Annotated in this window: 22 protein-coding genes and 3 pseudogenes; 13 read left to right on the top strand and 12 right to left on the bottom strand. The window is 36.6% G+C overall.

Annotated elements, in window-relative coordinates:
* Window positions 1-16: 16 nt before the first annotated feature.
* The 4 genes from ACN19N_RS05400 to ACN19N_RS05385 all read right to left on the bottom strand — a co-directional run bounded on the left by ACN19N_RS05400 (window position 17) and on the right by ACN19N_RS05385 (window position 3,888).
* Window positions 17-982 carry a 2-hydroxyacid dehydrogenase gene (locus tag ACN19N_RS05400; protein WP_293738337.1) on the bottom strand — a complete coding sequence of 322 codons (966 nt, stop codon included), beginning with the start codon at window positions 980-982 and terminating at the stop codon, window positions 17-19.
* A gap of 17 nt (window positions 983-999) precedes the next feature.
* Window positions 1,000-1,647, bottom strand: coding sequence for a hypothetical protein (locus ACN19N_RS05395; protein ID WP_293738339.1), 648 nt, complete (start codon window positions 1,645-1,647; stop codon window positions 1,000-1,002).
* 326 nt (window positions 1,648-1,973) lie between these two features.
* On the bottom strand, window positions 1,974-3,272 hold the full coding sequence (locus ACN19N_RS05390; protein WP_269228316.1) for a Y-family DNA polymerase: 1,299 nt from the start codon (window positions 3,270-3,272) through the stop codon (window positions 1,974-1,976).
* 4 nt (window positions 3,273-3,276) lie between these two features.
* Entirely contained in the window at window positions 3,277-3,888 is a 612-nt protein-coding gene (locus ACN19N_RS05385) for a LexA family protein (RefSeq protein ID WP_293738341.1), read from the bottom strand.
* Window positions 3,889-4,177: 289 nt separating this feature from the next.
* Between ACN19N_RS05385 and ACN19N_RS05380 the strand changes: the two genes are divergently transcribed.
* Complete coding sequence (locus ACN19N_RS05380) at window positions 4,178-4,408, top strand: hypothetical protein (protein ID WP_420002126.1); 231 nt, start codon at window positions 4,178-4,180, stop codon at window positions 4,406-4,408.
* A gap of 196 nt (window positions 4,409-4,604) precedes the next feature.
* Here ACN19N_RS05380 and ACN19N_RS05375 read toward each other — a convergent pair whose 3' ends face one another.
* The gene (locus ACN19N_RS05375; protein WP_269228318.1) at window positions 4,605-4,832 is read right to left on the bottom strand and encodes a hypothetical protein; all 228 of its coding nucleotides are present in this window, start codon (window positions 4,830-4,832) and stop codon (window positions 4,605-4,607) included.
* 252 nt (window positions 4,833-5,084) lie between these two features.
* On the opposite strand from ACN19N_RS05375, the pseudogene ACN19N_RS05370 reads away from it, so the two are divergent.
* Window positions 5,085-5,414: pseudogene (locus tag ACN19N_RS05370) on the top strand (transposase family protein); the annotation flags it as partial.
* 230 nt (window positions 5,415-5,644) lie between these two features.
* Here the strand turns inward: ACN19N_RS05370 and ACN19N_RS05365 are convergent.
* Window positions 5,645-5,782: pseudogene (locus ACN19N_RS05365) on the bottom strand (hydrolase or metal-binding protein); the annotation flags it as partial.
* A gap of 96 nt (window positions 5,783-5,878) precedes the next feature.
* Here ACN19N_RS05365 and ACN19N_RS05360 point away from each other — a divergent pair.
* From ACN19N_RS05360 to ACN19N_RS05310, 11 genes and pseudogenes are all read left to right on the top strand, one after another.
* A pseudogene (locus tag ACN19N_RS05360) lies at window positions 5,879-6,531 on the top strand (IS1595 family transposase).
* 180 nt (window positions 6,532-6,711) lie between these two features.
* Window positions 6,712-8,205 carry a DUF4331 domain-containing protein gene (locus ACN19N_RS05355; protein WP_269228319.1) on the top strand — a complete coding sequence of 498 codons (1,494 nt, stop codon included), beginning with the start codon at window positions 6,712-6,714 and terminating at the stop codon, window positions 8,203-8,205.
* A gap of 15 nt (window positions 8,206-8,220) precedes the next feature.
* Window positions 8,221-8,460, top strand: coding sequence for a hypothetical protein (locus ACN19N_RS05350; protein ID WP_269228320.1), 240 nt, complete (start codon window positions 8,221-8,223; stop codon window positions 8,458-8,460).
* A gap of 50 nt (window positions 8,461-8,510) precedes the next feature.
* Complete coding sequence (locus ACN19N_RS05345) at window positions 8,511-9,632, top strand: tetratricopeptide repeat protein (RefSeq protein ID WP_420002125.1); 1,122 nt, start codon at window positions 8,511-8,513, stop codon at window positions 9,630-9,632.
* Window positions 9,633-9,724: 92 nt separating this feature from the next.
* Complete coding sequence (locus ACN19N_RS05340) at window positions 9,725-11,842, top strand: TonB-dependent receptor (RefSeq protein WP_420002358.1); 2,118 nt, start codon at window positions 9,725-9,727, stop codon at window positions 11,840-11,842.
* Window positions 11,843-11,871: 29 nt separating this feature from the next.
* Window positions 11,872-12,744: a hypothetical protein gene (locus tag ACN19N_RS05335; protein ID WP_420002124.1), complete on the top strand. Its 873-nt coding sequence runs from the start codon at window positions 11,872-11,874 to the stop codon at window positions 12,742-12,744.
* Between the two features lie 441 nt (window positions 12,745-13,185).
* Window positions 13,186-13,987 (top strand): IS5 family transposase gene (locus ACN19N_RS05330; RefSeq protein ID WP_269228195.1). Its coding sequence is split into 2 segments (ribosomal slippage): window positions 13,186-13,449 and window positions 13,451-13,987, totalling 801 coding nucleotides; the frame shifts between segments, so codons are not numbered across the junction.
* A gap of 377 nt (window positions 13,988-14,364) precedes the next feature.
* Window positions 14,365-17,022, top strand: a complete 2,658-nt coding sequence (gene mutS, locus ACN19N_RS05325) for a DNA mismatch repair protein MutS (RefSeq protein ID WP_420002123.1) — start codon at window positions 14,365-14,367, stop codon at window positions 17,020-17,022.
* Window positions 17,023-17,297: 275 nt separating this feature from the next.
* The gene (gene fdxA / locus ACN19N_RS05320) at window positions 17,298-17,627 is read left to right on the top strand and encodes a ferredoxin FdxA (protein ID WP_004663008.1); all 330 of its coding nucleotides are present in this window, start codon (window positions 17,298-17,300) and stop codon (window positions 17,625-17,627) included.
* A 137-nt stretch (window positions 17,628-17,764) separates the two neighbouring features.
* Window positions 17,765-18,478, top strand: coding sequence for a peptidase M15 (locus tag ACN19N_RS05315; RefSeq protein WP_420002122.1), 714 nt, complete (start codon window positions 17,765-17,767; stop codon window positions 18,476-18,478).
* 138 nt (window positions 18,479-18,616) lie between these two features.
* A complete protein-coding gene (locus ACN19N_RS05310) occupies window positions 18,617-19,285 on the top strand; it encodes an O-methyltransferase (RefSeq protein ID WP_018677296.1) in 669 nt (222 codons plus the stop codon).
* Between the two features lie 119 nt (window positions 19,286-19,404).
* Here ACN19N_RS05310 and ACN19N_RS05305 read toward each other — a convergent pair whose 3' ends face one another.
* The 6 genes from ACN19N_RS05305 to ACN19N_RS05280 all read right to left on the bottom strand — a co-directional run bounded on the left by ACN19N_RS05305 (window position 19,405) and on the right by ACN19N_RS05280 (window position 26,521).
* On the bottom strand, window positions 19,405-20,247 hold the full coding sequence (locus tag ACN19N_RS05305) for a universal stress protein (RefSeq protein WP_420002121.1): 843 nt from the start codon (window positions 20,245-20,247) through the stop codon (window positions 19,405-19,407).
* A gap of 114 nt (window positions 20,248-20,361) precedes the next feature.
* A complete protein-coding gene (locus ACN19N_RS05300) occupies window positions 20,362-20,979 on the bottom strand; it encodes an acyltransferase (protein ID WP_269228327.1) in 618 nt (205 codons plus the stop codon).
* Window positions 20,969-21,571 (bottom strand): IMPACT family protein, encoded by a 603-nt coding sequence (locus ACN19N_RS05295; RefSeq protein WP_420002120.1) that lies wholly within the window; start codon window positions 21,569-21,571, stop codon window positions 20,969-20,971. Before ACN19N_RS05295 ends, ACN19N_RS05300 begins: the two co-directional genes overlap by 11 nt.
* A gap of 89 nt (window positions 21,572-21,660) precedes the next feature.
* The gene (locus ACN19N_RS05290; RefSeq protein ID WP_420002119.1) at window positions 21,661-22,851 is read right to left on the bottom strand and encodes an HlyD family type I secretion periplasmic adaptor subunit; all 1,191 of its coding nucleotides are present in this window, start codon (window positions 22,849-22,851) and stop codon (window positions 21,661-21,663) included.
* Complete coding sequence (locus ACN19N_RS05285) at window positions 22,848-24,989, bottom strand: type I secretion system permease/ATPase (RefSeq protein WP_420002118.1); 2,142 nt, start codon at window positions 24,987-24,989, stop codon at window positions 22,848-22,850. Before ACN19N_RS05285 ends, ACN19N_RS05290 begins: the two co-directional genes overlap by 4 nt.
* On the bottom strand, window positions 24,986-26,521 hold the full coding sequence (locus tag ACN19N_RS05280; protein ID WP_420002117.1) for a TolC family protein: 1,536 nt from the start codon (window positions 26,519-26,521) through the stop codon (window positions 24,986-24,988). The genes ACN19N_RS05285 and ACN19N_RS05280 overlap by 4 nt, the downstream gene beginning before the upstream one ends.
* Window position 26,522 lies beyond the last annotated feature (1 nt).

Genomic DNA, 26,522 nt, shown 5'->3' with positions numbered 1-26,522 from the left:
ATCGAGTTGTAAGTAATTATTCGAATTTTGGATTGACGAGATAACGAGGTGTTCTATCTTGTAGTGCGTCCACTAAATTTTGATAGGCAAGTTTCACCATTTTCTGACGCGTTTCTGCGGTTGCTGAACCAATATGTGGCAAGGTTACTGCATTTGGCAACTCAAATAATGGGGAACTTTGTAGAGGTTCTTTGGCATAGACATCTAATCCAGCAGCAAATATCTTATTTTGTTTTAATGCTTCGATTAAAGCGTCTTCATCTACTACAGAGCCACGCGCAATATTGACGAAGACAGCATGTTTTTGCATTAAGTCAAACTGTTCTGCGCCAATCAGTGATTGGGATTCATGATTTAAATCGACAGCAACTACAATAAAATCAGACTGTTGCAATAATTGGTCTAAGTCCCGATATTGTGCATTAAATGCTTGAGCCACCTCAATCTTTTCACGGCGGTTATGGTATAAAATATTCATATTAAAACCATAAAATCCACGACGGGCAATGGCAGCACCAATATTCCCTAAGCCAATAATGCCTAGAGTTTTACCAAAAACATCCATACCATATTGTTCAGTAGATACCGTGCGTTTCCACTGACCTTGTTTGGTCCATGCATCAAGGTATGGAACTTTGCGTGCGGCACTCAGCAACAAAGTAAAGGCAAGATCAGCCGTTGTTTCTGTCAAAACATGTGGTGTATTAGCAAGCCAAATTTTCTTTTGATTAAGATAGCTAACATCGTAATTATCATAACCAACAGACACTGTCGAAATGATTTTAAGTTTTTGGGCTGGTGCTAAATTACTTTCATTTAACAGTCGTCCTGCGCCAATCATGGCATCAGCATCAGCGACTTCTGTTCGAATCTGTTCGTTGATATCACCCAGTTTAGGATTAAGTACCACGACCTGATAATCTTGCTGTAACTGCGCTAAAACGTCTTGATCTATTTGGCTGAATACAACAACTTTCTTCATGATTCGATTTCCGATCTTTATTGCATGAGCTGCCACAACCGTCTTTTTAATAAAGGTTGGGCTAACATTTCTTCTAAACTCGCTAAATGTAAGATATTAGAATGCTGAATAAAGTCCAATTGACCTAAGCACAATATCTTTTTTTGTGTTGCGGTTGCATCCAGAAAACCTTGAATATACGAGGAGAGTCCCCGACTTTCCTGAAAAGCAGCCAAAGGAAATGGCCATTTTAATTCAGCATACTGTCCTAATCTGGCCTTTTGAATATTTTGCCAAAGTTGGCTTTGGGCATCGCTGAGCTGACTGCTTTCTAATAAAATGGCACAGTTTTCCAACACATACATTTGCAATTCAAATGACTGAACCTGAGCAGTAATAACAATCTGTTCTTTTTCATCAAGCGCTGCTTTAACAATAGGTTCTGTAACAACTTTCGTTTGCTGCGATACTTCAGTTTCGGTGATCGGTGGCGTATGTGCAGATGTTGCTGGAATATCTTCTAAAATCGGTGCAATTTCAAATGTACGTTCTGTAGACTCAGAAACGTCATCAATTAATTGATCTCGCCATAGACTTGGTGCAGTGTTTTTTTGACATACAACTTCCCGAGGAATCCAAACATCTATTCCCAAAGCTGCTAGCCTGTTTCTCTGCTGCCCAATCATCTTACCTACTCATTCTGGTTACTCACGGTAATTTGCGATACCGTAAGCTGAGTAGTCTAACATAAACCGATCTCGTCAAAATGGCTTCCTTTTGTTCAATCAAACCAATACAAATTCAATTCATTATTTAATAAGATATGCTTATCTTTAATTTAGGCAATTATTTAACAACAACAGATAATTTTTCATTCATCTATTTTCTACATTTTTATTCAAATACTTCAATAAATAATTAGGATCTTGCTGTGTTAAATTCAAACGTTCTCAAAGAAAAATAATGAGCTTCAAGGTTAATATTGAAAAATATAAGCTGTAGTATTAATACTTTACAGAACCCTCAGAAGCTCATCCCACTTGGTCAGATAACTCGGTGACTTATGGTTTTGATTCATACGCCACGCTCGCCCATGCGGCGTAATCAATCGCCCTAGTGTCATACAATCCCGACCAAATCTTTTATTAATATCATCAAAAGCGATCGAAAGATTTTTTCGAGCAACGAGCTTATTGGTGTCATGGAATAAATCTACTGCATGGCTATGTTGTGGGATAATATCCAACAAAATCACTTCTGCTTTTTTATAACGATGCCCTGCTTGATAAATTCGATCAAGCCCCTGTAACACGGCTTTGATAATTTCTAAACGATCATCGCTATAGTCAGATAGATACATCACTATATAGGGGCGATAATATTGATCTTTGTCAAAACGATTGGTGCGAATGCTAACGCCAACAGCTTTGCACAGTAATTTTTGCTTTCGCAAACGCTCAATAGCACGTAAGCTAAATTCAGTTAAAGCGCCACTCAGGCTAGTTTTGTCCTCAATCGGCTGACCAAAGGAACGGCTGCTTAACACCTGTCGTCGATCTGTCACAACATCTTCAATTTCTAAGCAAGCCATGCCTTGTAATTCTTTAACCGTATTTTCCATGACCACAGAAAAATACTTACCTAACATTTTAGGATCGGCTTGAACCAAATCCAACACCGAGTAGATATTCATTTTTTCTAAGCGCTGACGAATCTTTCGTCCCACACCCCACACCTCACCTACAGACATCTTCTGCAACAAGTCTTCAATCACGCATGGGTCTTCAGCAACGATATTACAAACACTATCAAAACAGGCGTGTGTCTTGGCTAGATTATTGGCCAGTTTAGCTTGAGTCTTGGAATAACCAATGCCTATGCAACATGGCAGACCCAACCAGTTTTTCACTGTGTCTAGAATTTGGTGTGCATATTCGGTTAAATCGTGACTACGCTGATAGGCAGTCAACTCTAAAAAGCATTCATCAATCGAATAAACTTCCTGTTCAGAGGGATCTACAAAATTGCCTAATATGTTCATAAAACGACGCGACATTTCCGCATACAAAGCATAATTACTGGAAAAGACCTGCACTTGATGCTGACGAATAATATCTTCAATTTGGAAGAATGGCACAGCCATACGAATGCCGAGCTTTTTTGCTTCATAAGAGCGGGAAACCACACAGCCATCGTTATTAGATAGAACCACCACAGGACGCTTTTCTAACTTTGGATTGAACACGCGCTCGCAACTGACATAACAGTTATTCACATCAATTAAAGCAAAAATACGTTGCGGTAGGCTCATTGGCTTACCTCATTGGCTTCAAGTTATATGTCACCACACCCCAGATCTGTAACTCTTGTCCGTCTTTGATATAAATATTTTGGTAATCTGGATTTTCAGCTTTTAACCATACCTTTGGTGGGCTGAAATGATGATCAATCATCAAACGTTTGACAGTAAAATCATTGTCAATCAAAGCAATCACTATATCCCCAGACTTCGCTGAAAGACTACGATCCACCACTAATGGGTCATCAATATCAATCCCTGCATCCAACATCGACAGTGAATTGGCTTTGACGATGAAAGTCGAGTTTTCGTTACGAATTAAAAATTCATTTAAATCGAGTGATTGCTCGACATGATCTTGGGCAGGCGATGGAAAACCCGCAGCAACTCGTTCCGTTGCAAGTGGAATATGATAAATTCGGTCATTCTTTACTTGCACATTTTGGATTTTCATTTGGCCAATCAAATCTGTACGAGTATCGGTTTTGACATTATTCAGTAACCAATTTTTGATGAAATCAACTTGAGATTCGGGAACACGGATGACTTTAGTTGGCTCACTGAATTGTGCTTTACGTCCTGCATTACTTCGGGCGCCACCATGCTCAAATTCATTTTTTTTGGACATAACTTCTCCTTACCCAAGTTTAAAATACTTACAAACAATTTAACTTGAAAAAGTTACAAATTCAAGTTGACGTACAATTAATTTTGCATAACAATGGATTTAATAGATCAAATTTTGGCTTGTTTAACTAATACACGGATGTGAAATAAGCCAATATTAGTATTTAAAATCAATGACTTAAATAATAAATTTACTTTTGCAACTTAAATCATTGATCTAATTCAAGAATATATTTGATCTGTTAGCAGTAGATTTTACTCAAAAGATTTTTGATGTGGAGACATGAAAAATGAACAATCGACGTGATGCTATTCTAGGTTATGCTGACGAACAACATGCTTTCTTTATTCGTCTCATCGAGAACAACAATGTACTAGGTGAGAGCTATGGACTATTTTGTGAAAACCAAAATAGTGAAGCAGCGGAAAGTATTATGACTACCCTTTTTCTAAAAAAATCTTTTTGGCTCAATGGCTCTGAGTTTAATGACATTGTTAAAGGGCTTAACCCAATTCATTAAGATAACATAACAGTGTTTTCAACAACTGTTTGCTATGGCTAAGGGCTTGTACGATCACCTTAAACCGACAAGCTCATTATTTTTATTTTAGATTTCATTCAAGATTTAAATCACTTTCGTTGCCCTCAAATAAAAGCCCACTTATTTGAATCTCATAAGTGGGTCTTTTTATCGTATTGAAAATACAAGATTGAGGTCAGATAAATCTTTTGTCATTCACAGGTGCAACTAACTTATAAATTTTTCCATCTATATGACTTTCAAAAAGTAAATCGATATTTGGAAAAATGATATTCCCTTCTACTTCAATATGCTCAACTCGTTTAAAAAAAGGAATATCTTGGTCTTCTAAATCATTGAGCTGTGCCACAACAATCGATTCATTTTCTTCTTGATCTTTAATAATTACCGTAATCTTATCCATAATACTTCTTCCCAAAATATTGTTGATAGGACTATGGGAAATTTTTTATGGATTGTCGACTAATAGCTTGTAACAAGACTTATAACTATTATATTTTTATTTTTTAGACGCCTAAGTGATTGAAATTAAGCACTGGTTAGAAATTTCTTTAATATTAAACTAACCATACAGTTACAATATTATTTAAAAATATTTCAGAAAATTTTAAATTAAACCTCTTGTGAAAGTAAAAAGTGCCTCAATATAGATTTTATGAAATATCAAAAATTAAACCGTTTTTCAGATTCTGAATTCAAACGTTTGGTTGGCGTACCTCGACCAGTTTTTGGTGAAATGATAAAGGTTTTAAAAGAAGTAGAATTACTCAAAAAGAAATCAGGGCGTCCTCATACTTTAGCTATAGAGGATCAATTATTATTAACACTCAATTACTTGTGAAATTACAACACTCAATTGGAATTGGCGGAAAATTACCATATCGCTGAAAGTAATATGAATCGAACCATTAAAAAGGTTGAAGATACATTAATGAAATCAAGACATTTTACTCTGCCAAAACGAAGCATTACCACAGCAGATGAATAGCTATGAAAATAGTTCAATTCTCGACACAAAAACTGGTAAAACATATAGCTTCAATGCTACCTTTCTCCTGATGGCAAAAAGCTTAGTGGACGTGGTTACATTGGTATTTCTGCGCTTGGTAGAAGTCAAACGTGGTATCGGATCAACTAACAAAAAAAGATTAAGCTTTTTTTATTTTGGATTGAATTAAATTCAATCCAAAATACACTCTAGATAATAAAATCATTTCAATTCAAAGCCTGCACACTCTGCTGCAGTCCTTTCTGAATATGCTGAACATGAGTCAAATCATGATTTTGTCGATGCTCTGATTTAGAATTCTCCACATAAAACTCCTCAACAATATCTAAACACTCTTCACCCCCTCACCTAAAAGCTAGAATTGTCTAAGCCCTGCCATCCTACATACTCTAAAAAAAATTTGGGGCTGTAGTAGATTAGCCTTGTGATAATCTACTTTTATGAAGATAACTATATGTAAATTAATAGAAAAATTCAGATAAGGTTATTAGAGTTTTTCATTACTGAAGTTACCGCTAGAACTGCTGCTGATTTATTGGGAATTCAACCTAATTCCGCAGCATTGTTCTATAGGAAAATTCGACAAATCATTATGTTTCACCTTGACCAAGATGCCATTGAAGTATTTCAAGGGCAGATCGAATTAGATGAAAGCTATTTTGGTGGTACAGGTAAAGGTAAGCGTGGTAGAGGTGCTGCTGGTAAAGTGATTGTTTTTTGGTTTACTCAAGCGCAATGGTAAAGTCTATACGGTCATTGTACCTGATACTAAATCGAGCACCTTAATGCCTGTAATATCAAATAAAATCACTTCTGATAGCGTTGTTTATACAGATCACTGGATAGTTATAATGCTTTAGATGTCACAGGATTTAGTCATTATAGAATCAATCATTCAAGCCATTTTCCTGATGGTTCAAATAATATCAATGGAATTGAAAACTTTTGGAATCAGGAAAAAAGAGTGCTTCGAAAATACAATGGTATTGACCGAAATGCCTTTTTATTGTTTATTAAAGAATGTGAGTTTCGATTTAATTATGGCAGCCCTAAGCAACAGTTGAAAACACTATTAAATTGGGCTGATATTTGACCTTATCTACTACAGCCCAAAAAATTTTATAAATTAACAGTTGCTCACAGAAACTTCACTATCGACCCAGTATAAATATTAAGAGTCTTATACTGATCTAAATTCATATAAGGAAATTATAAGACGAATAACTATTATTCAAAAATATAGCCAAGATCAGCATGGTCAAGGAGATACAAAATGGACTCTCGCCTACTTTTAGCAATTATGCTAAGTAGTTTTAGTGTGACATCATTCGCTTCAAGCCACCGCGAAGCACCATCAATCAGTAAAACACCCAAGGTTGACGCTACAGATTTTTATATGTTTAAAAGTTATGAGCCGAGCCGAAGTAATTTCGTAACCATACTAGCAAACTATCAGCCTTTACAAGATGCTTATGGAGGTCCTAATTATTTCGCTTTAGATCCTAAAGCCTTATATGAAATACACATTGACAACAACGGAGATGGGCAAGAGGACGTTACTTTCCAATTTAAATTCAATCAAGAATTAAAAGACTTACAAGTTCCTGTAGGTGGCAAGAATGTTTCTGTACCATTATCTAACATTGGTAAAATAACAAATGATAGTAGTTCAGCTCAAAATACCGCTGAAACATATACTGTTACCATGATTAAAGGTGACCGACGTAAAGGTGATCGAAGTACTTTAGGCTCTTTTAAAAAGCCATTCGATAATGTTGGCGCAAAATCAATTCCAAACTATCCAGCCTACGCAGATACATTTGTGCAAAACATTAACTTTGGGAATTGCGGTTCTGGTAAAGTTTTTGTAGGTCAACGTCAAGATCCTTTTGCTGTTAACCTAGGTGAAGTATTCGATTTAGTGAATATTAAGATTCCTGCTACTCAACTCGCACCTTCAGGCGTAAATGCTGAAGATCAAGGCTTGAATACTATTGCAAATAAAAACGTCACTACAATTGCTTTAGAAGTTCCACAATCTTGTTTAGTTGCTTCAAATGATACAGTGATTGGAGGATGGACAACAGCAAGCTTACCTCAAGCTACCTTATTAAACCCTAATCCTGAAAGCAATCTTACCAGTGCAAGTAAAGTTGGTGGTGCTTGGACTCAAGTTTCACGTTTAGGTATGCCTTTAGTTAATGAAGTCGTCATTGGTCTTAAAGATAAAGATAAATTTAATGCAAGTAAACCTGTGAATGATGGGCAATTTGCTGACTATGTGACTAACCCAACCCTACCTACATTAATAGAAGTTCTTTTTAAGGAAGCAACTGGTGGTGCCGTAGTTGCGCCAACAAACTTCCCAAGAACTGACTTAGTTAACGCATTTCTTTTAGGTATTCCTGGCTTAAACCAACCTAAAAATGTAAAAGCATCTGAAATGTTACGTCTAAATACTGCTATTACTCCAGCAGCAAAAGATAAACAAAATCGTCTTGGTGTAATCGGTGGAGATACTGCAGGATTCCCGAACGGTCGTAGACCTGGTGATGATGTCGTCGATATTGAGCTTAGAGTTGCTATGGGCTTACTCTGCACAATAGATGGTGTCAATACCGCTGTTGGTTGTAAAGCGAGCGATGCTAAAGCAGGAGGAATAGGCTTTACTGATGGGGCTCTACAATCACCACAACAATTTGGTACTGCTTTCCCATACTTAAATACTCCAGTAGCAGGCTCTCCATTTAATACAGCTAGCAAATAATTAGGAGTAGTCACCATGAGAAAATTCATTTTGCTGTTCATGGTTGGTATTGGATTAAGTGGCTGTGGTGGTAATGACAATAATTCAAAACCAAATAATAACAATCAATCTCAAAATGACCCCGTTCTTAAAGAAACGTTGTCATTAACCAATCAACCTCAAAGTAACTACGAACAGTCTGAACCTAAAAGTATTACTGACATTTCAGAATCTACTATAGATAACAAATCAGAACCCGTTGCAGTGAAATTTTAAGATTAAGACTCTTAACAAACTTCTGTTAAGAGTCTTTATAGGAGTTTTAAATGTTAATTCGTCAGCTAACATTATCAATAATGGCTTCACTGTATTTAAATACTGCTTTCGCTCATCCCAAACATCACCATGAAGAATCTTCATCGAGTTCAGAACATCCAAATTATTCAGTAATGTTAAAAAACAATCATAATGATGAGCTGAGAAATCAAATCGTTAATGTGTTACTTGAAAAAGCTTATTCAAAAGGCGACGGTGAGTTTTTAGAACAAGCTGAAAACTTAATGAAATCAAGCTTCAATTCATCAGACACAGAAAATAAATTGTTAGAAACTCGACTCGCTCAAGCAAATCATAATTTCAGCAGAGCAGAAACAATACTTAATGACGTATTAAAAAAAGACCCTAAAAATTATGATGCAATTTTACAACTCGCAAATATATATAGATTACAAGGTCAATTTAATCAGTCACTTAAATTATGTGATCAATTAGATCAACAGAGTGTGAAACTTTATCAAGCTGGTTGTGTCCTGCAAGTGGATGCAATGACAAAAAATATTTCGGAAATAAAACCTAGAACAAATGAACTTCTTCAAATGGCCACAAGGTTAAATAAAAATGATCAGCAATGGTTAGGTAATATTATGATGGAAATAGCGACAAGATTTGATGATCCAACTCTTGCGAGCCAATCTATTCCATTACTTAATGTAGATAATTTACCCAATGCTCTTGCTAAATCCAATTGGTATATTTCTCAACAAGAATATTCAAACGCAATCAAAATTCTGACCCCATATCGTTATCATGATGGTGCGTTGTATAGAATTATTTTAAGCAAACAGAAACTAAACGATCCCCTTGCAGAAAAAGACCTAAATGAACTCACCCAAAGAGTACAAAATCTACTCGACCATAAGGATCACATACATCTCAGAGAGCAAGCTCAATTCCTGTGGGTTTCAAAAAAATATGATGAAGGTTTACGCATAGCTGCCAAAAATTGGAATATGCAAAGAGAAAATGATGATTTTGAGGTCTATGCTGCCCTTGCACTTGATAGTAAAAATCGTGAAAGCACAGAAAAATTATTAAATTGGAGTAATGAGACTGGCTATCAAAATCCGACCTACATTCAAAGATTAAAACAAATGTTAAAGCAACTCTAAATCTAAAGTTGATAAACAACTAAAAACATGAAATGAATAATAATTTCATGTTTGCGAAAATCACGAAAATTTATAAAATTAATGGAATAAAAATGAAAAAAAGAATTTTGTATTGCTTGTTGATAGGAAGTAGTCATTTCTATTTAGCTCAACTTACTCATGCTGGAGGTGAACTTACAACAACCCTTCCTACAATTAAAATAACAGCATCATCAAATTCTGATAGTGCATTTGGAGTTGCATTTACTTCATCTCAAGGAACAATATCGAAAGAACAAATTGAAACTCGACCTTTATCACGTCCAGCAGAAGTTTTAGAAACGATCCCCGGTGTCGTTGTGACCCAACACAGTGGTAGTGGTAAGGCAAATCAATACTTTCTGAGAGGTTTTAACTTAGATCATGGAACTGACTTTGCAACATCATTTGATGAACAACCCATTAACATGGTGAGTCATGCCCACGGTCAAGGTTACACAGACTTAAATTTTCTAATCCCCGAACTGATTGAATCAATTCAATATCACAAAGGAGCAGTATCGATTGATGATGGTGATTTTGCATCAGCAGGCACAGCAAAAATTTCGAGTATCCATTCTTTAGATAATCCTTATGCACAAATAACGTTAGGTAACCACAATTTACTTAGATTTTTAGCCGTTGGAAACTTAGTTCTTAATGACGGGGAATTAATCGGTGCAGTTGAAAACATCAACAGTGACGGACCTTGGGTTAATCCTGAAAATCTTTCAAAACAAAATCTATTCTTAAAATATTTCACTGGTGATCATAATAAAAATCAATCCATCAGCTTTCAACATTATCAGGCACGATGGGATGCTACTGATCAAATTCCAGAGCGGCTGATTGAAAGCGGTGAACTTAATCGCTTTGATAGCTTAAACAAGAGTGATGGTGGTAAGTCTGCTCGGACTGCTATTTGGTATAATGCTAAAAATTATGAGAAAACGAAATACTCCACAATCTCCACTTATGCCGTATATAACAAACTGAATCTATTTTCTGACTTTAGTTATTTTTTAAATGATCCAGTCCATGGAGACCAGTTTGAACAAGCTGAAGAACGAACGACACTTGGATTTAAATTTCAAAAAGGTTCATTAAGTGAATGGTCAAGCAAAGAGCTTTTAAACTCATTTGGATCATCTCTTAGGTATGATTATATTAACAACTTAGGCCTTTACCAGACACAAGATCGACAGCGTTTCAACACGATAAGAAATGATGATGTTAATCAATGGTCTATTGGAATATGGGGACAAAATCAAACCACGTGGCAACCATGGTTAAAAACTATTTTAGGCGTTCGTGGTGATTTTTATTCTTTTGATGTAAATTCTGATAAACAAGAAAATAGTGGTCATAAAACTGATCATATTTTCAGCCCTAAAATGAGCATAATTTTAGGTCCGTGGGAGAATATTGAGTATTACATTAATTATGCATATGGCTTTCATAGCAATGATGCTAGAGGAACTACAACGCACCTAAACATTGATTCTCGTGATAGTAACTATTTAAAACCAACTCTCCCCGTTTCTCCACTGGTAAGAACAATAAATTCAGAACTGGGATTAAGAGCAAAACTTATACCTGAGCTCACCTCAACAATAGCTTTATGGCAACTTGATTCAGATTCAGAACTAGTATTCATCGGTGATGCTGGTACGACAGAAGCAAGTCGGCCAAGTAAAAGACAAGGTATCGAAATTTCACAATTCTATCAACCAACTGATGCTTGGATTATCGATCTAGATCTGGCGTGGTCAAAAGCAAGATTTAAAAATGAAAATTCGGAAGGAAATCATATTCCTGGGGCAATAGAAAAGACCATAGCTGCTGGATTTACTTATAAACTGAATGACCAAATTAATTTTGGAGGACGTTTACGTTACTTTGGTTCTCGCCCTTTGATTGAGGATAACTCAATTCGTTCCGATTCATCAACTTTAGTTAACTTACAAGGCAGCTATCAATTTAATAAAAACTTTCTAGCACAAGTTGAACTCTTTAATGTATTCGATCAAAAAACGAATGATATCGAATACTACTATGCATCATGCACTCGTCAAGATCTCAGTGAGCCTTCATGCTCACCTAACTCTTCAGAACGTGAAGGAATTTATGATAGACATATCCATCCTACTGAGGGAAGAAACCTCAGAATGACCTTCCGCTATTTATTCTAACCTGAGCGATAAATGCTGAGGAGAAAAATATGTTGTCTCAAAATAAACTCAATGTTTCACAGAGCGCATTTCTCTTTAGCATTATCATGCATGTTTTTATTGTAATCGTAATTTTAAATTTTACAGTTGAAAAAAACGATCATATAACTTCAAATATAAAGATTACGTTAATTTCGGCATCAAGTATAAATCATAAAGATGCAATGTTTTTGTCTTCAAAAGATTCCCAAACAACAGCAACAATCGATCAACCTCAACCTCAACCTCAACCTCAACCAATCAGTGAAACAATATTTGATAGTACAGCACCAGCAAATACACCAACAGAAAATCAAGTACCAGAGTTCTTTAGTATCGATGAGCATGTAAATTCATCAAAAATTGAGCATACTTATGACCCGCTCTTGAATGCACAAAATAGAGCAAAAAAAGCTATAAAAGAAGCAAAAGACGTATCAAATCTTTATCAGTCAAATATCAAACCGATGGAAACTGACTTCTTAGAAAAGAACCAATTATCTTCTTTAAAATTAGAAACTGACTCATTCAGTTTTTACAAAGTTGAAATTATTGACACACCAAAGGATTTTGAACGTTATTCTTCTCAAATTCATGTCTCTAAAACCACCTCATCAGGTGAAGAAGAAATTAAAATTAATCAACTTAATGAAAAAATTACAGAACTACTTCATGAAAATCGCTTAGCTTTAACCGACAAAAAACCTGAAAATATTGAATTTATAATCGATCCAGTTAATCGAATTATTCTTATTAATCTTTCTTCAGAGTCATTGAAAATGGATCATAATCTCAAATCATTATTAGAAAACATGTCGTTTGATGCAATTCTAATGGATAGTAATCTTAATGAAAAAGCTTATTCTTTCGTTATTAATATTTAATTTTCAAAATAAAAAAAGAGAGTTAAAAAACTCTCTTTTTGGGAATTATTTGTGATTCAATCCAGATAGCACAATCGTTAATATACTTTTATGATAGTTAGACAAACATGATTCTGACAACTGAGAAAACAATTGTTTCAACCAAGAATCTGAAAAGCACTCTGCTCTGCTACGCTTATACGAACTAAGTTTTATACGCGTTTGTTTTAAACTAGATTTAGCCAATAAAATAGGATTAGCAAAATTTTCTGAAAATTTGTCCAAACCAATAGCATAGTCTCAAGTAGCGATCAATTCTAATAGATTTCTTCTAGCTTGAACTTACACCCCATGATCAACAATACTTTTAACAAGTTCCACAATATCTTTTCTTAGAACCTATCCAATATTAATTTCATTCTTTTTTGGCAATTGGAAAAATAATTTGTTAAATTCTCCCCCATGAGAAAACCATATCCCAGCGACATTAGTCGAGAAGCCTTTAAAGAAATTGAACCGTTACTATTGAGCGGAAGAAAACAAACACGTCCAAGAGTCGTTGATGTCTATGAAGTGTTTTGCGCCTTGCTCTATATTCTAAAAAGTGGATGTCAATGGAGTATGCTTCCTCGAGACTTTCCACCTAAAAGCACTGTGCATTATTACTTCTCGATTTGGAATAGAAAACCATCAGAAACTGAACCTAGCATACTTGAGCAGGCTTTAAAAAAATGTGGTTGGCGAGGCCCGTATCAACAATGGACGGAAAGAACAAACGAGCTTTATCATCATTGATTCACAAAGTGTAAAAAACACAGATACCGCACGTAATAAAGGCTATGACGCTGGTAAAAGAGTTTCAGGGATTAAAAGACATATCATTGTTGATACTCAAGGTCTGCCTCATGGAATATTTATTACGACAGCAGATAAAACAGATCGTCAAGGTGCATTAGATGCCATAACTTTACATAGAGACACCTTACAAAATGTAGAGGTTGTACTTGTTGATGGTGGTTATACAGGCGAACCCTTTTCTTTGGCTGTTAATGATTTAATCAGAGCGCGAGTTGAAGTTGCTAAACGAAGTGAATTACATAAATTTGCAGTCATACCACAACGCTGGGTTGTGGAAAGATCATTTGCTTGGTTAGAAAAATGTAGAAGGCTTTGGAAAAACTGTGAAAAGCACCTAAATACGAGCCTGCAGTTCATTAATTTAGCCTTTTTAAGGCTACTTTTGCATAGAAAATATTCTGGATAGGTTCTTACAATAATACCTACCCGTCTATCTCCTAATTTTTCAAAGATATCAACATATACTGTTCTTCTTGTTTCATGCTGCTGTCCTTTAAAATTACGAGAACCAGCTATCTTTTTTAAAGACCAGTACGCTAGTCAACAATTATTGTACTCTCATTAATTTCTATCAAATAACAAACTATGACATTTTTTAAATTTCATTTTTCTTTATTAAAACTGCTGTTCTAGGTTTAAAATAAGATTTCACTCACTATTGGCTCAATTCTTAGATATAAAAGCGATACTTTTTCCTAGATGAGATCCTGTTGACTCCCTATCAGTTAGACAATTAGACTTTCTATATTTTAATTTATTTAAAAATTTAAGGACTTAATACGCATGAACAGCGCTGAAATCATGGCTGACTTATCTTCTCACACACCAATGATGCAGCAATATCTCAAAGTCAAAACAGACTATCAACATGCATTGCTGTTCTATCGTATGGGTGACTTTTATGAACTATTCTTTGAAGATGCTCATCAAGCGGCCAAACTTTTAGGGATTACCCTCACCCATCGCGGTAAAGCGAGTGGGCAACCGATTCCAATGGCTGGTGTACCTTATCATTCAGCCGAAGGCTACCTTGCCCGCTTAGTTAAATCTGGTCGCACAGTTGCAATTTGTGAGCAAGTTGGGGAAGTCACAGGAAAAGGCCCCGTTGAGCGTAAAGTAGTTCGTATTCTTACACCAGGAACTTTGACTGATGATGCATTACTTAGCAGTTATCAGTCTTCAAATCTCGTTGCTTTATGTATTCAACAAAATCAAATTGGGTTTGCATTACTCGATTTAAGTGCTGGTATTTTTAAGGTTCAGCAACAAGACTATAAACCTGAACAATTGGCAATTGAACTGGCTCGTTTAATGCCAAGTGAGATTTTGATTGATGAAGATCTGATTGATAAAAATATTATTGAACAGATTAAAAGGAATCTAGACTGCCCGATTACCAAACGTCCAAATGTTGATTTTAATTTAAATAATGCACAAAAAACCTTGTGTGACCAGTTCTCAGTTTCAACTTTATCAGGCTTTGGTCTAGATCCACTCCCTTTGGCAAAAGCCGCAGCAGCAGCTTTGATTCATTATGCCAAAGAAACACAAAAAACGGCTTTACCGCATATTCGTTCAATTCAGATTGAGCAAAGTACCGATTTTATTGCACTCGACCCCATTACTCGCCGTAATTTAGAAATTATTGAACCGTTATTTGATCATGGTACATCCTTATTCCAACTAATTAATGATTGTCAAACGGCAATGGGTGGACGTTTACTGAGTCGAACGCTTATGCAACCGATTCGTGATACTGCCATATTAGATGCTCGTTTGGATGCTTCAGAGCAGTTATTAAAAGGATTTCATGAGTCTCCTGCTCGTTTAGTACTGAAAGAGATTGGAGATATTGAACGGGTACTGAGTCGTGTTGCTTTGGGCAGTGCACGTCCACGCGATTTAGTTCAACTGCGTCAAGCATGTGCACAAATTCCATTTTTACGACATGCTCTAGCACCTGTACTGAAAACCCAACAATCTAAATTATTAAATCAGTTGGATAATCAATTAGGTGATTTCAAAAGTCTACATCAACATTTAATGGCGGCAATTGTTGAAAATCCGCCAGTATTATTACGCGATGGTAATGTGATTGCTGAAGGTTATGATGATGAACTGGATGAATTACGTAAAATTCGCGATCATGCAGGGCAATTTTTAATTGATTTAGAAATTAAAGAACGCCAACGTACAGGAATCAATACTCTTAAAATTGGTTATAACCGTGTCAGTGGTTATTATATTGAGTTGACTCGTAGCCAAGCAGAGCAAGCACCAGCCGATTATATACGTCGTCAAACGCTCAAAAATGCTGAACGCTATATCACACCTGAACTCAAAAGCTTTGAAGATAAAGTACTTTCGAGTGAATCACGTGCGCTTGCCCGTGAAAAACTGTTGTTTGAATCATTGCTAGATGAGCTTCGTCAAAACATTGCGCATTTACAGATGATGAGCGCTGCGATTGCCCATATTGATGTACTGGCAAATTTTGCACATCAAGCCAGATTAAATAATTGGACAAGACCTGAATTTACGGCTGAAACCAGCATCAAAATTCAAGCTGGTCGTCATCCCGTTGTTGAAGCTTTAAATAAAGCACCATTTACACCGAATGATACGACTCTAGACCCACAACACCGTATGGCCATTATTACGGGTCCCAATATGGGGGGTAAATCGACATTTATGCGTCAGACTGCATTAATCAGTTTACTTGCTTACTGTGGTAGTTTCGTTCCCGCAAAATCGGCAAAACTGGGTTCAATTGATCGAATCTTTACCCGTATCGGTTCTGCGGATGATTTGTCGACAGGTAAATCTACTTTTATGGTGGAAATGACTGAAACTTCACAGATTTTACATCATGCTACAAGCCAATCTTTGGTTTTGATGGATGAAGTTGGTCGTGGTACGAGTACTTATGATGGCCTCTCTTTAGCTTGGGCATGTGTTGTCGATTTAACCAAGCGGGTGAAATGCCTCTGTCTTTTTGCAACACACTATTTTGAATTAACTGAATTGGGCGGTGAAGTTGGTATTGATAACTATCATGTCACTGCGCAGGAATTGAATGGTAATTTAATTTTATTGCACAAGGTACAACATGGCCCCGCAAGCCAAAGCCACGGTTTACAAGTTGCAAAACTGGCAGGTATTCCCGCAAGTGTAATTAAAGAAGCACAGAAACGTTTGAAAATTCTGGAAAAGCAACAGCATCAACATTTGCAAAATACAGTTCAGAATGATTTATTCAGCTCGCTTGAGCATGAAATTGAAACTCAAGTTGTTGAGAAAATTGTTGAAGTGGAAGCTCAATCCCCTGTTCTTGAGTTATTGGATAAAATTGATGTAGATGATCTAACTCCACGTCAGGCACTTGAACAACTTTATCAGCTCAAAGCCTTATTCAAATCTAGCCAAGCACTCGAAAATTAAGATTAAATCATCAGCTTTGGCCCTAGATCAGAGCTGATTTTTCTAGTTATAAGATCGCAATTATATTTGTGCGCTCATTTTGCATCATGTAATGCAAGGAGAAATTCGACAATTCATTAGGTTATTGAGACTTATTATCAATAAAAGTCATATAAATAAGCCCATTTCATTGATACGAATAATAAATATCAATAAAAGGAATTGTTTCTATCGGTATTTTTTGCCTAAAATACACTATGCAAAATGAAAACCATATTTTTTAGGTAGCTGCCGCCATGACCTTTGTTGTCACCGAAAATTGTATTAAATGTAAATATCAAGACTGTGTTGAAGTTTGCCCTGTAGATTGCTTCTATGAAGGTCCAAACTTCCTTGTCATCAATCCAGATGAATGTATTGACTGTGCATTGTGTGAACCTGAATGTCCAGCAAATGCGATTTTCTCTGAAGATGAGCTACCTGAAGGCCAAGAAGCGTTTATTGAACTGAATGCTGAACTCTCTGAAAAATGGGCAGGCAATAACATCACTCAAATTGGTGAACAACCTGCTGATCGTGAAGAATGGAATGGCAAACCAAATAAATTGCAATATTTAGAAAAATAATCATAAAAAAGACCAGTACGGACTGGTCTTTTTTTTATACTCGAATCACACATTTCTTTGCAATTGCACCATTATCTGTGCGTTATTTTGCATTAAAATAATCCATCTATCACCTATAGATTGTGAACCACCTTTTTATGATGCGAAATAAATTACAGGGTCTCTTATCATTTTGTATCATCCCTGTGATGATGGTCGGTTGTGTCAGTTCAGCCACTAAAGTGAATCAAAATCAGGGTAAAAGAATTTATATTCCTGAAGAACAAATCACTTTTACTCGCCCAATTCCCAATAAAGTTGAACCTATCTCTTACCGCCAATGGCTCAATCAAGGTGAAAACTATGCACGCGTCCGCGAATACGAGCAGTTTTTAAATCGTAATAATGTTGCACATATTATTCCAAGTTTTGAATTATTACGTACCGCTAGAGATTGGCAAAAATGTGGTCGTTCGGAATATATGGTGCCGAATCGTGAGCTATGGAATAATTCACTTTCAACCTTACGCGTCTTTAAATATCTGATTGCTGCTAAAGTTCTCACCGATTTCGAAGTAACCTCCGTTTACCGTGATTTGCCATTAAACCAATGTGCAGGTGGTGCGGGTTCTTCTAAGCATTTGTTCAATTCAGCAATCGACTTCCGTATCGGGCCTGAAGTACCGCAATCGCAAGACTATGCATATATTGAACAGACCAAATTTAAACTTTGCCAATTTTGGATGCAGCATGGGCAGAGTTTAAATCTTGGAATCGGCTTGTACAGTTCTGGTCAAATTCATATTGATACTCAAGGTTATCGAACTTGGGGACCTGACCTCACCCGTAATAGTTCAATGTGTAACGTCTAATTTAAATAGACTTAAATCAAGAAGAGATCTAAACGGTCTCTTTTTCATTTCAGTGACACTGATTAATTCAGTAATCAAATTGCACTCTGAGCATAAATGTTTAAAATGCAGCTAACAGATTCGTAGGTAAACTTGATTATGCAACAGATGTGGACCGACATTGATGACTATATCAATTCACATTTAATTCCCACAGACCCAAGACTTCAACATGCATTAGACAATACCGATACGCAGGGATTTTCTAATCATTTGGCTGTTGCGCCTAATCAAGGCATGTTTTTGCAAATGTTGATTCAGATGAACCAATGCAAACGGGTACTGGAACTAGGAACTTTTGGTGCCTATAGTACCATTTGGCTTGCAAAAGCATTACCTGAAGATGGCTATCTACTCACAGTAGAAGGTCGAGATACCCACGTCATTATTGCTCAGGAAAATATTGATTTTGCCAAGATGCCAACCAATATCGAGCTCAAGAAAGGTCGTGGTGCAGATATTATGAAGCAACTCATTGCTGAAGGCAGTGAACCCTTTGATTTGATTTTCATTGATGCCGATAAGCAAAGTTATCGTGAATACTTTGAATTAAGCTTGCAACTTTCTCATTCAGGAACGATTATTGTGCTTGATAACGTCATTCGTGCAGGTGCTATCTTAGATGAAAATAATAAGAAGCCTAGTATTGAAGGCATTCGTGAAGCATTCACAGCATTAAAAGATCATCCTCAACTTTTGTCTTGCACCGCATTACAAACAGTTGGCTCAAAGGGACATGATGGCTTTGCAATTGCAATTGTGAAATAAAGATCAAAAAACAATCTAAAATAATTAGTTGTTTAATATCAATGTATTATATTTATCCACAGTGCTTTTCCATATAGTTATCCACAGTAATTGCGGATAACTATATGGAATAAAATGAATCACTTAGCAACGAGTAAGGGTACATTCGCATTTCGGAAGATCGTTGTAGTAATACTGCCTAAGAAAAATTGATGAATTTTACTATGGCTAAAAGCACCTAAAACAATCAGTTGAATATCATGTTCTCGTTGATATTCAAGAATATTTTGGGCAACATCCCCGTAGCGATAAATGGGTATAACATCTAAACCCGCATCTTTTAAATATTTTTCTGGCTCTGCTAGCATTTCTGGGTGATCACCGACATAAAGCAAATGACATTGTAACTTTTTCAATAAATCACTTTGTGCTATACGTTGCAGCATTTTTTGACAGGTAGGTGAATACTCATAAGCGAAAATAAAACGTTTCGGTGGTTCAAAATGCTCACCTACTGTAATCACTGTACAGTTTGCACCACGAATAAAGTTTTCAACATTGCTGCCTATGGGCTTATTCTTTTCTGCTGCTCGCTCACCCACACGACCAATAATCACAACATCATTTTCTTTCAAGATGTTAAAGCTTTGTTCAAGAAAATCGCCCTTTTCTTGAATCTTGGTACTGGTTAAATCGTATTGTTTCTCTATGAATTCTGAAATATGTTTGAGTAAATTGTTACTATAATCAAGCGCGAGTTCACTTTGCTTTTGCTCTAGTTCGGCTAACTCTTTGAGTAACATCGCATTACTTTCAAAACCAATTACGCCACTAATTTCACCTAAATGATAGCTTGCAGGATAATAATCCAAGATTTGCAACAGTACTAATTCTCTTTGAGTTTGTTTTGCAACCCAAACCGCCGCCTCTGCAACAGCATCAATACAGGGTGAAGAATCGATACATGCAATTACACGGTTCATTTTCGCCTCTCTTTAGGTATATACCTTAGGTCTTCTACTTATTTTTAACTTATCACAGATCAAAGTATGGTGGGTTAAATTTATGTATAAAATCTCACGAGCTTTTAATTGATTTTATTCAGTACGATAACGAATGAATCGAGCGGGATTACCTGCAACAATTGCAAAATCTTCAATATCTTTTGTGACCATACTATTCATTCCAACCACAGCATGATGCCCTATTTTCACACCATCTTTTATACCAACATGAGCACCTAACCAAACATCTCGCCCAATCTCAATTCCTTTGGACGTAACAGGCTGCTGGTATAGTGGTCGGTCTAGACCCATGCCATGATCAAATGCATATAAATGACTATAAGCTGCGATTCTGACTTGATCATGTAATTTAATCCCTGTCCGTCCACCATCTAAAATACAATGATGATTAATTGCGACTTCGTTACCAATTTCTAAAGGTCCATGTAAAGTACAATCAGCTGCAATGAAGGTATTATCTCCTATGCTGATCTTGCGACCACGCTCAGCAAAAATATGTGCTAAAGGTGAAATGAAACAATTTTTACCAATCTCGATCGTTTCCATTTCCATCAAATAAGCTTGATATTCAGCTTGCCATGCTTCGGCCCATTCTCGATGCTTCGCTTTAAGTGACCAGTACAACCAAGGCATATAATTCAAACGATGCTTATGTTGTTCTCGATACTTTAATAAAGGATCAGTTGTCATCTTCTTGTTCCTCTATCACCTTAAGCGATTCACGTCCACGTGTCACATCTTGGAGCTTATGCCTTAAAGGCTCAATTTGATGTACTTGTACTCGTGCTTCAATAAGAACACCTGTTTCAGTGTAACTTTCTTGATATTCAAGTTGTTGTTGCATCAACTCATATTGAATAATTGCCCATTCATTAAATAGACAGGCAAATTGAATCTTTTTTTTCTCAATCAATTCGATTTTTTCAGCGAGCAATAAACACTGACCTGCACATCCACCATACGCTCTGACCAAACCACCTGTACCGAGCTTAACCCCACCATACCAACGATTGACTAATACGATGACATTGGTTAAGTCATTGCCTTCAATTGTCGCTAGAATGGGGCGACCTGCTGTGCCAGAAGGTTCACCATCATCATTAAACCGAACATTGTGTCCAATTTTCCATGCCCAGCATTGATGTGTAGTTGAAATATCTTTGGTGTGTTCTAGAAAATTTTTAACTTGCTGCTCATTCTCAACAACTGCGGCAATCGCTTGGAAACGACTTTTTTTAATGTCTTCTTCAAAAGTAACTGTATTTGCAATAGTGAAAGGCATAAAACATAGATACAAACTAAAAAGAGATTATAACTTTTCACACGACAATAAAAAACCTCGCTTTAGGCGAGGTTTAGGTTTAATCAGAATCAACGTTCACGTAAGGCTTCTTTTGCTTTATTGAATGGTTTTAATAAATAATCCATCACTGTTTTTTCACCAGTACGAATATCAACCGTAGCAACCATACCAGGCGTGATACCAAAGGTTTTTCCTGCTTTATTTTTGAGCTTATCAGAATCAGTGCGAATATAGACACGATAATAAAATTGATCCTGCTTCACTTCATCACGAATTGTATCCGGTGAAATCACTGTCACTTTACCCTTTAAACCACCATAAATTGAATAATCATAAGCTGTGATTTTTACCAATGCTTCTTGTCCGGGACGAATAAATGCAATATCTCTTGGAGAAATACGCGCCTCAATTAATAATTTATCTTCCAATGGGACAATCGTCATTAATTTACCATTTTGAGGGATGACCCCGCCCAAAGTCGTAACATCAATTTCTTTTACAATTCCTCGAACTGGGGCTTTAAAAACCGAACGTTGTAAACTATCACTGCGTCCCATAACCACTTGTTGTTGTGTTTGAGTATCCGTATTCGCTTTAGACAACTCTTCTCTTGCCTTAACGTAATACTGATTACGGGTATCGTTCATTTTATTTTGTAAATCATTCGCTTCACGTTTTAATCTTAGTACTTCCACTTCGCTTGCTGCGCCTTTAGCAACTAACGGTTCTGTCATGACCAATTCTTGTTGCACAAGCTTAAGTGCTTGTTGAAAACCAGCTAAAGACTGTTCCAAATTTTCACGTCGAGAGTAATAAAGTGCTGTTTCTTCCCTAACCAATTTTGGTTCTTTTAAAACTTCTTCAGGAAAAACCAAAGGTGTTCCATTTACTTCTGCACGCAACCGAGCTGCTGTCGCTTGAGATGAAACAAGAAGTGATTTGGATTCACCAACATTCGAAGCAAAACGTGTTGGATCAAGTTGAGCTAAAACTTCCCCCTTTTGCACGATATCCCCTTCTTGAACATCCAATCTCGTTAAGATACCACCCTCAAGTGATTGAACGATCTGCTCTTTAGAAGATGGAATAACTTTACCTGTCCCTGTTGAAACTTCTTCTAAATTAAACAACCACGCCCAAATTAGAAGTACAAGTAAACCAATTCCTACAATCCATATCACAAAGCTAGAACGCGGTAAATTTGGTTCTTTATAGGTAACATTCATGGGACGGCTATTGGCTTGTTCTAGTTCACTCATGAATTATCCCCTTGCTTAACTTGTTTTTGTTGTAAAGTAGATTGGTTTAATACTTGTTCACGAGGTCCATCCATCACCACTTTGCCATCATTCATGACAATAATACGATCAACCAATTCTAAAACAGCACGGCGATGAGTCGCCACCACCAAAGTTCGGTGAGAAAGCCAACCTTTTAAATGATCAATCAATTGTTTCTCAGCAACATCATCAATTGCAGCTGTAGGTTCATCTAACAGTAGAATATTGGGTTGGCGAATAAGTAACCGTGCTAATAATAATGCCTGTCGTTGTCCTCCAGAAAACCCAACGCCTCCTTCTAAAACTAAATGATCTAAACCCTCTTTTTTCTCTTGTACAAAGCTTAAAGCGCCCGTAACTTTTAAGGCTTTTAAAATATCTTCATCACGTGCCAAGGGCGCACCAAGCGTTAAATTCTCACGAATTGTTCCATAGAATAAATGCGCATTTTGGTTCAATAATCCCATATCCCGACGCACATCAGCAGGATCAATTAAACTAATATCCAGACCATCTAAATGAACTGAGCCATTGGTAGGAAACTGCATCGCCGAGAGAATTTGCAGTAATGTCGACTTACCTGCTCCATTACGTCCTAAAATCGCAATTTTTTCACCCGATTTAATTTTTAATTGGCGAATTGCTAAGCTGGGTCTTGGGTCTTCTTCAGTATATTGGAACATTACATTTTTAAGTTCATACTCACCGTTTAAGACTTCTTTATGTACTAAATGAGCTTGATCAGCTTGATCTACAGGTTTTTGCATGAGTTCATCTAGGCTTTTTTTCGCAACTTTTGCTTGTTGTAAACGTCCTAAAATACCCGTAATTTGAGAAATAGGTACCAACATGCGTGATGATAAAATTGAACAAGCAACAAGAGCACCTGTGGTCATTTCACCATCCATCACCGCGAAACAACCCACTAAAATTACTGCGGCATAAGTCAAACCTTGAATTTTTTGAGTCCATGCCGTTAGAACGCCAACAATTTTACGTTGCTGCATACTGATATCAGCGGAAACCTCATTCATATGATTCCACTGATTTTGAAATCGAGATTCTGCACGTAATAATTTAATATCTTCAATGCCTTGAACTGCTTCAACCAAAATTGCATTGCGGATAGAAGACTCACGCATCCCTTCTTGAGCAAGTTGGGCTAATTTAGTTTGTACTAAAATGCCAGGTAAGATCATCAATGGGACAACAATGAGCATCACCCAAAATAAATTACCGCCAATAATTGCAAAGATAACCAAGAATAAAAAGAAGAATGGTAAATCAGCAATTGCACCCATAGTGGTAGATGTCACGAGATCACGAACACCTTCAAGCTCGCGAATCTGAGAAATAAATGTTCCTGTTGACTTGGAACGCTCACTATTTTTTATCCTTAAGGCATGGCCAAATACGCGATCCGAAACACGTAAGTCAGCACGTTTTCCAATAATATCTGACAAATAAACACGCGAAACACGGAGAACAAATTCAAAAATTGCTGCAATAAATACTCCACCTGCAAGCACCCAAAGTGTTGGAATGGATTGCGATGGAACAACCCGATCATACACTTGCATAGAGAAAATGATGGTGGCTAATGCCAGAATATTAGCCATAAGAGAGGCAAACATTATATCGATATAACGCTTCCAATCTTGTAATACAATTGACCAAAACCAGCTCGCTTCATAAGGCTTAATGTACTCATCAATACGTGCATCCGGTACTGATTTTTCTGGTCGAAGGATATAAACACCTTTGACAATATGTTTAAGTGCTCCAACAGCAAATTTTTGTGATAGCCCTTGATCACCACTTAATTGAACACTGACGTTTCCTTCCGTATCAGCCTTATCAATAACACCAACTTGACCATCATTCAGTTCAACAATCACGGGCAAACGCCATGGATTGACCACATCATCACTAAACTTAACTTTGCGTAAATGAAGACCAACTTGTCGACACATTAATAATAGAATTTCATCTAAATTTTGATTTTGATTCCAATCAAGTTGCAAACGTACACGTTCTTCAGACGGTTCTATACGATAATGCTTTGCAATCATTAATACCGCTTGCAACCACGGTTGATAATTTATTTTTGTCATCATGGCTGAACTTCAAACCCCTGAATTTGTATATTATTTAAGTCGTAGGCTTGACGCGAACGTCCTGTGGTCGCTATATATTGCGCAATACTGCTATAAATATCGTAACGTGCACTTTCTAACTCAGAATTTGCGCCGTGAATTGCCTGTTCAGCATTTAATAAATCTACAAGTGATCGTGTACCTAATTTATATTGTTCTTGATAAAGTTCTTTTGTTCTCACGGTTGTCGCTTGACGACTTATGAGAACTTGCATTTGTCTTTGTTTATTTTCAATTTGTTCTCGACTCGTCCGAATCTGGTCAAGTACTTGTAGATAGACTGCATTTACTTGAGCTTTAGCAGCCTCTTCGGCAAAGCTAGCCGCTTTAATTTGTGAGGATGTTGCGCCACCTTGATAAAATTGACTGGTCGCTTCCAACATAATGGCACTATCGAAACCTCCCTCTTTATCATTATTTGGGTTTCGGCCATGTAAAGCCTGACTCAATTCACCTTTCACAGATAATGTAGGATATCGACTTAATTGTGTTTGCTGTTTCTGCGAACGAGCAACGTCAATTCCTGCTTGCGCAGCAATCATTTGAGGAATGATGTTAAATTGTGGGGCTGAATATAAGTCTGACTGTTGAACCAAATCATCTGGAATCGCCCATTGCACGTTATTTACATCAAACCCAAGTAAAGTATTTAAATGCTGCTGGTATTGGGCAAGTAAAGATTGCTGTGCAATTAAAGCAGACTGAGCAGACTGTAAGTAAGACTGTGCTTGTACAGGGTCCGCTTGGCTGCTAATTCCTGCATTTGCTCTTAAATTTGCCATTTCTTGAATACGTCGAATTCCAGAAATTTGTTGATTCGCAATCTGAATAAGCTTCTTATAACGTTGTATATTAATTATTGTTTGAGCGACATCTAATGAAATATCATCAATTTTAATAAGCACTTTTGCTTGTTCTAATGAAAGTTTTGCCTGTTCCGTGTTGACACCTGATTTCACTTTTCCAAAGTCAAAAAGCATTTGTGTCGCATTTAATGCAAGGATCTGTTGTCCACGAGCTGCTTTTTTTGTTAAATCACCAGTGTTAATGCCCCCAGTAATCTGTGGATAGTAGCCAGCTTTTGCAACATCAATATTTGCATTTTGTGCTGCTAAAGTCGCGAGTGTTTGGGAAATTTCTGGATTTCTCTGTACCACTACTTTTACCGCATCTTTTAAAACTTTCAGCTGGCTTTGCCATAAAGCACTTGGAACTGTATCAATCGCATGACTAGCACCAACTACAGGTAATTCAACGTTAGAAGGATTAAACGAAAAATTGCTTAGTCTCTGCATATTCGCAATTTTAAAGTCTTCATTACTTTTTGGTGCAAACAGCTGCGACAAATTATTTTTTAAAGTATGGTACTGTTCACTGGGTGTCTCAGCATGCGTAATCGGTACCGATAAAAGTGCTATAGAAAATAGCCACTTAATATCTCCATATATTTTCCATGTTCTACTATTGACGTTTATATCTTTCTTTATGCTCATA

The sequence above is a fragment of the Acinetobacter sp. LF10 genome (assembly GCF_048585715.1).
GTDB lineage: Bacteria > Pseudomonadota > Gammaproteobacteria > Pseudomonadales > Moraxellaceae > Acinetobacter.
This window is presented reverse-complemented; position numbering and strand designations above follow the sequence as displayed.